This window comes from Arthrobacter sp. 10T413_2, assembly GCF_056394205.1.
The window spans coordinates 1-6295 of the sequence record NZ_JBFTHK010000216.1 but is presented as its reverse complement, the minus strand read 5'-3'; the positions used below and the strand labels follow the sequence as shown (position 1 = coordinate 6295).

Below are 6295 nucleotides of genomic sequence, written 5' to 3'. Positions count from 1 at the left end.
CCACAAGGGCGGCCGCCGCATTGCCCTCGACAAGACGCCCGGTGACCGGAACCCCCTGATCGGCCACGCGCTMAAGTTCGTCGTTGAGGATTGTCTGGGCGTCGCGCTCGAAGCCGGCGTAGTCCCAGGCCTGGCCCGCGGCATCCGTGACGTAGGGGTAGTGCCACGAAGCCAGGACAATCACCTGTCCGTTCCTGAGCTTTGCCTCCTGGATGCCCCAATCGAGGGCTGCTTGGGACTCTGTAGAGCCGTCGACGCCTACGACGACCACGAACGGACTGCTGGTAGCCATGCCATTTCCTCCGACCCGGTTGAGGCTCTCTGGTTGGCACCATCATCCTCCCGCGCCCCTGTCCGGACATCCCCCGAACAGCATGGGAAGCAGGGACTTTAGTCCCTGTCGAGAGCCCGCGACCGCGCGTTGACTTGAAAGGTGCTCCGGGCAACGGTCCCGGAACGACACCGGTCCCGCAGACCCGGACCGACGACCCCCCGGCCAAGTTCCCGGGCGGAAAACTCCACTGTTTATCATGTCGACTCCCCGATTCGCTGTCTGGGATCGTGTCCAGAGACGCGGGTTCCTGCCGACGCCAGGCCGGCCCTGAATCTGCCGTCCATCGGCTGAAGGAATGGGGCGTCGACCCCCTCTAAGGAACAAGGTAATGAACAAGGCTATTCGCATCATCGGAACAACTGCTGTCACGGCGGCATTGGGTTTGGGCGCCAGCGCCCTGCCCGCTAGCGCTGCCGTGACCACGTCCAACATCTCGTGGAATCAATCCACGTTCGAACACCGGCACCAGATGCGGGACGACCACCGGCACGATACCCATAACGGCTGGTGGGACGGTGAGGACCGGTGGCATGACAACGGCGACGGGTGGGGCTGGCGTGACGACAACGGCAATTGGCGTGACGACAACGACCACAACGGCTCGTGGACCGGCCACGACGGTTGCCGGCATGACAAGGACGGTTTCTGGGACCATAACGGAAACCGGCACAACAACAACGACAACAAGCACCACGACAACAAGCACCACCCGCACACAATCTGGTGACCGGGCGCCGCTAAGGGCCTGGGGATAGGACTGAGCAGGACGGCGGGACGTCTCCCGCCGTCCTGCTCATCTTCGTCTTCCGTGCGGGGTGGCTAGTTCAGCGGGGTGACATTCGCCGCTAGACCAGGCTCCGCGGCGACGGCCGGATCCGCGGCAGTGACAATGGCCTTKACCTCGGCAGACGTGGACTTCGTGGCCAGCACCCGCACCACAGATTGAAGCTCTTGGCGCAACACGTCCGGGTCAATCGGCGTCGCGGCGAGCACTGAGCGCTCCATGTCCGCGGCGGCGGTAACGGCCTCGCGGCCTTGGTCTGTCAGCGACACCACCTGGCTGCGCCGGTCCGAGGCGCTGCGCTGCCGCGAAATGTGGCCGTGCGCTTCCAACCGGCTCAGCGTCTTGCCCATGGTCTGGGCCTGAACCCGCACCAGCTGGGCTAGTTGGGCTTGCGTCATCGGCCCGTTCGCCGAGAGCACCTCCATGGCGATCACCCCGGCATGGGTCAGGCCAATGGCCCCCAATTTTTCGTTCCAGGAGTGTTCTACGAGACGTGCTGCCGTGGACAATAGGCGGCCCGTGGGCCAGCGATCCATATCAGGCATACCCAAGAGTATAGCGAGCAGCGGATTCGTCGGGGGCCATTCCGCTCACTACGCTGGATAATCACGCCACTTAACCCCGCACTTCGCCAAGGAGACACCCGTGCCTGAACGACTCATCCCCGGTGCTGCAGCACCGGACTTMACCCTCAAGAACGCCGAAGGACAGGAAGTCAGCCTCGGCGACTTCCGGGGCCGGAATGCCGTCATCTACTTCTACCCGGCGGCCTCCACCCCGGGATGCACCAAACAGGCCTGCGACTTCAGGGATTCCCTCGCCTCACTGCAGCAGGCAGGCTATGACGTGGTGGGCATCTCCCCCGACCCGGTCGGAAAGCTCGCCAAATTCGCCGCCGCCGAAGGGCTCACGTTCCCGCTTCTCTCCGACGAAGACCACGCCGTAGCCGAGGCCTATGCGGCCTGGGGCGAGAAGAAGAACTACGGCAAGACCTACCAGGGCCTCATCCGCTCCACAATCGTTGTCGATCCCGACGGCACCGTGACGATCGCGCAGTACAACGTCCGGGCCACCGGGCATGTCGCGAAACTCCGCCGGGACCTGAAGCTCGACGCCGAATAGGTACAATGGAGCCTGGCGTCCGCCGCCGGGGTTCTTCCCCCGGACGACGACGGCGCCGCGCGCGAGTGGTGAAATTGGCAGACACGCAGGATTTAGGTTCCTGTGCCTTCGGGCGTGGGKGTTCAAGTCCCCCCTTGCGCACACAGAGAGAACCCCGGTCTTCGGACCGGGGTTCTCGTGGTTTCCAGCCGATTTTCCGGGGATTCCCCGAGGTAGAAAAAGAATTTCAAGCCCTCACCCATCCGAGTCCTCCGAGCAGCCGAATACCCATTGAGACACCAACCAAGGGTCGGTGCCCAACAGTCGAGAAAGGGCCGCAGCGGCAAAGTTCGCCGCCGGCAACCATCGGCACAACAAAGGAGAAACCGAAATGCAGACCATCAAGCGCACCACGTTCGCCGTAGCAGGTATCGCAGCCGCCGCCATGCTCAGCCTCACTGCCTGCGGCGGATCCAGCTCCGGCGCAGCTCCTGCCTCCTCCGCACCGTCGGAAGCCAGCATGGCGCCGTCCCCGTCCATGAGCACCTCCGCCGCAGCGATGGATCCGGCCGCCAACCTCGTCGGTCCMGGATGCGCCGCCTACRCCGCCCAGGTCCCCAGCGGTGCCGGCTCCGTCTCGGGAATGGCCCTTGACCCGGTAGCCACCGCCGCGTCCAACAACCCGGTCCTCACCACCTTGACCGCTGCCGTTTCCGGCAAGCTCAACCCCAAGGTGAACCTGGTGGACACCCTGAACGGCAGCGAGTTCACCGTCTTCGCCCCGACCGATGACGCCTTCAAGAAGATCGACCCGGCCACGATCGAAGCACTCAAGACGGACGACGCCACGCTCAGCAAGATCCTGACCTACCACGTCGTTCCCGGCAAGATCACCCCGGACCAGATTGTCGGCACCCACAAGACCGTTGAGGGCGGTTCCGTCACAGTGACCGGCACCAAGGATGCCCTGAAGGTCGACGGCGCCAACGTTGTTTGCGGCGGCGTCCAGACTGCCAACGCCACTGTCTACATGGTCGACTCTGTCCTCATKCCTAAGTAAGCAGCATCCAAGCACTCCTGCCCCGGTACCAGCCTGACTCCCTGGACCACTAGGAGAAGCGATGGTCCGCACCTCATGGTGCGGGCCATCGCTTTTGCGGGCGCAYGCGGCCCGTGACGGTGCGCCGCAAAAGATCCCGGACTCCGCCGTCAACTAGACTGGGGCTGTTCCGCAGCCGGCGGACCATCCAGTTCCCAKAGGTGATTCCTTCAGTGCCCAGCAGTAGAGTGCCCAGCAGGATAGCGCGGCGTATTGCCGCCAGCATCGGGGCCGTTCTCCTTGTGCTGCCGCTTGCCTCCTGCACCGGCGCCCTCCCGGCACCCGGCTCCGCAACCTCCTCGGCTGCCTCCGGCGCCGCCCCTACCGCGCTCTTCACCTTCGGCACCGGCTCCGATCCGCTGGGGCTCGATCCCGCCCTGGTCTCCGACGTCGAGTCCTACCGCGTCACCCGGCAGGTTCTCGAAGGCCTGGTCGGCGTGGACCAGACCACCGGTGAGCCCACGCCGCTGCTGGCCACCGAGTGGTCCCAGAGCGATGACGGCCGCGCGTACACGTTCAAGCTGCGCGAGAAAGTCACCTTCCAGGACGGGACGCCTTTCAATGCCGCCGCCGTCTGCACCAACTTCAACCGCTGGTTCAACTTCCCCGCGGCCCTCCGCCAGCAGGCCACTGGCACCACGTTCAAGGGCGTTTTCAAGGCCCACGCCGACCAGGCGCCGCTGTCCATCTACAAGAGCTGCACCGCCGTGGCGCCGGACAACGTACGGATCGACCTCACCCAGCCCTTCACCGGATTTCTCCAGGCCCTCACCCTCCCGGCCTTCGCGATGTCCTCCCCGCAGGCCCTCGCCGCTGGACACGCGGACGTCCTGGACCAGAGCCGCGGCGGCCAGCCCGTGTCCCCCTACGGCCTCCACCCGGTGGGCACCGGCCCCTACTCCTTTGGCTCCTGGGACACCGGCAGCGTCACCCTGACCAGCAACAAAAACTACTGGGGGGACAAGGGTCAGATCGGGACCATCAAGTTCGTGACCTACGACAACCCGCAGACCCGGATGCAGGCCCTCCTCGACGGCAAGATCGACGCCTACGACGCCGTCACCGTGGGGAACTTCGACCAGCTGGTCAAGAGCGGCAAACAGATCGTCCAGCGGGACCCCTTCTCCGTCATGTACCTGGGCATGAACCAGCAAGTTCCKATCCTGCAGAACCTCAAGGTTCGCCAGGCGATTGAAATGGCGCTGGACAAGGACACCCTKATCCGACGATTCTTCATCGACAACACCGCGCAGGCATCCCAGTTCGTTCCGCCCAAGCTCAGCGGCTTCAACAACAACGCCCCGTCGCTCGGCTACAACCCGGACAAAGCCAAGGAACTGCTGGCCGAGGCCKGCTACAAAGGCGAGGAACTGAAGTTCTACTACCCGCTCAACGTCACCCGGCCTTACCTGCCAACGCCGGAAAAGGTGTACGCCGAGATCAGCCGGCAACTGACCGCCGTCGGGCTCAACATCAAACCCGTGCCCGTGGACTGGACCGACGGCTACCTGCAGAAGGTCACCTCGCCCGGCGACCACGCCCTGCACCTGCTCGGCTGGAACGGCTCATACTCCGACCCCGACAACTTCGTTGGTCCGCTGTTCGGCGAGGACACCGGCGAATTCGGCTACCAGGATCCCCAGGTCTTCTCCAAGATCGCCCGGGCCCGCGGATTACCGGACGGCAAGGACCGCACGGCGGAGTACCAGACCATCAATGCGCAGATCGCGGCCACGGTGCCCGCGGTTCCCATTGCCTTCCCGATCTCGGCCCTGGCCTTGTCCGACCGGGTCCTGAAGTACCCGGCGTCCCCGGTGTTGAACGAAGTTTTCACAAAGGTCGAGCTAAAACCTTGACGCCCGGGCCCAATTTCAGTTAGTGGGCCGTGCGGGGATATTCTGTKACAGCCAGAGCCGCTGCTATCGGAGACTGATTGTGACTTTCATTTCCAAGACCCAACATGCCGACGTCGTCCTGATTGGCGGCGGCATCATGAGCGCCACGCTCGGCGCTTTCATCAAGCAGCTTGAGCCGAACTGGACCATCTCGCTGTTCGAACGGCTCGACGAGCCCGGACTGGAAAGCTCCGGCCCCTGGAACAACGCCGGCACCGGGCACGCCGCCCTGTGTGAACTTAATTACTCCCCCGCAGCCAAAGACGGCTCGGTGGACCCCGGCAAGGCCCTGAACATCAACGAGCAGTTCCAGCTGTCCCGCCAGTTCTGGTCCCACCTCGTCTCGAATTCCCTGATCGGCTCCCCCAAGGGCTTCATCAACACCGTCCCGCACATGAGCTTCGTGATCGGCGAGGACCACTCCAAGTTCCTCCGCACCCGCTATGAGGCGCTCAAGCCGAACCCGCTGTTCCGTTCCATGGAGTACTCCGAGGACCAGGCCCAGATCGCCAAGTGGGCCCCGCTGATCGTCAAGGGCCGCGACCCCAAGCAGCGCGTCGCGGCAACCCGCGCCGCCGAGGGCACCGACGTCGACTTCGGCGCCCTGACCCGGGAGCTGACCACCTACCTCGGCAACAATGGCGTCGAGATCAACTACGGCCACAACGTCAGCGACATCAAGCGCGCGTCCGACGGCGGCTGGGACCTCTCGCTGAAGCACCCCCGCAGCGGCGAGCACGGCTCGATCCACGCGAAGTTMGTGTTTGTCGGCGCGGGCGGCGGCGCCCTCCACCTKCTGCAGGCCTCCGGAATCCCCGAAAGCAAGGGTTTCGGCGGCTTCCCGGTCTCCGGACAGTTCTTCCGCTGCACCGACGAGACCATCGCGGCCCAGCACAGCGCGAAGGTCTACGGACAGGCATCCGTCGGCGCCCCGCCCATGTCCGTACCGCACCTGGACACGCGCTACGTCAACGGCAAGCGCTCCCTGCTGTTCGGCCCGTACGCGGGCTTCTCCACGAACTTCCTCAAGAACGGCTCCTACCTTGACCTGCCCCTGTCCATCCGCCCGTCCAACATCATCC

7 protein-coding genes and 1 tRNA gene are annotated in these 6295 nt (G+C 64.6%); 6 read left to right on the top strand and 2 right to left on the bottom strand.

What is annotated here, in order from left to right; genetic code table 11:
* The coding region (locus tag AC1DBQ_RS20770; RefSeq protein WP_476930311.1) for a universal stress protein at positions 1–292 on the bottom strand (292 nt) is incomplete at its 3' end.
* A gap of 370 nt (positions 293–662) precedes the next feature.
* Between AC1DBQ_RS20770 and AC1DBQ_RS20765 the strand changes: the two genes are divergently transcribed.
* Positions 663–1061: a hypothetical protein gene (locus tag AC1DBQ_RS20765; protein ID WP_476930310.1), complete on the top strand. Its 399-nt coding sequence runs from the start codon at positions 663–665 to the stop codon at positions 1059–1061.
* A gap of 92 nt (positions 1062–1153) precedes the next feature.
* On the opposite strand, the gene AC1DBQ_RS20760 is transcribed toward AC1DBQ_RS20765, so the two are convergent.
* Positions 1154–1663 (bottom strand): MarR family winged helix-turn-helix transcriptional regulator, encoded by a 510-nt coding sequence (locus AC1DBQ_RS20760; protein ID WP_476930309.1) that lies wholly within the window; start codon positions 1661–1663, stop codon positions 1154–1156.
* A 100-nt stretch (positions 1664–1763) separates the two neighbouring features.
* Between AC1DBQ_RS20760 and bcp the strand changes: the two genes are divergently transcribed.
* The 5 genes from bcp to AC1DBQ_RS20735 all read left to right on the top strand — a co-directional run.
* Positions 1764–2240, top strand: a complete 477-nt coding sequence (bcp, locus tag AC1DBQ_RS20755) for a thioredoxin-dependent thiol peroxidase (protein WP_476930308.1) — start codon at positions 1764–1766, stop codon at positions 2238–2240.
* A gap of 59 nt (positions 2241–2299) precedes the next feature.
* Positions 2300–2381 (top strand) — tRNA-Leu (locus tag AC1DBQ_RS20750).
* Positions 2382–2610: 229 nt separating this feature from the next.
* Positions 2611–3279 carry a fasciclin domain-containing protein gene (locus AC1DBQ_RS20745; RefSeq protein ID WP_476930307.1) on the top strand — a complete coding sequence of 223 codons (669 nt, stop codon included), beginning with the start codon at positions 2611–2613 and terminating at the stop codon, positions 3277–3279.
* Positions 3280–3491: 212 nt separating this feature from the next.
* A complete protein-coding gene (locus AC1DBQ_RS20740; protein WP_476930306.1) occupies positions 3492–5174 on the top strand; it encodes an ABC transporter substrate-binding protein in 1683 nt (560 codons plus the stop codon).
* A gap of 79 nt (positions 5175–5253) precedes the next feature.
* A partial coding sequence (locus AC1DBQ_RS20735) for a malate:quinone oxidoreductase (protein ID WP_476930305.1) occupies positions 5254–6295 on the top strand: 1042 nt, incomplete at its 3' end.

Coding starts and splice junctions, on each gene's coding strand:
- AC1DBQ_RS20765 (WP_476930310.1), top strand. CDS start 663: ATGAACAAGGCTATTCGCATCATCGGAACAACTGCTGTCACGGCGGCA.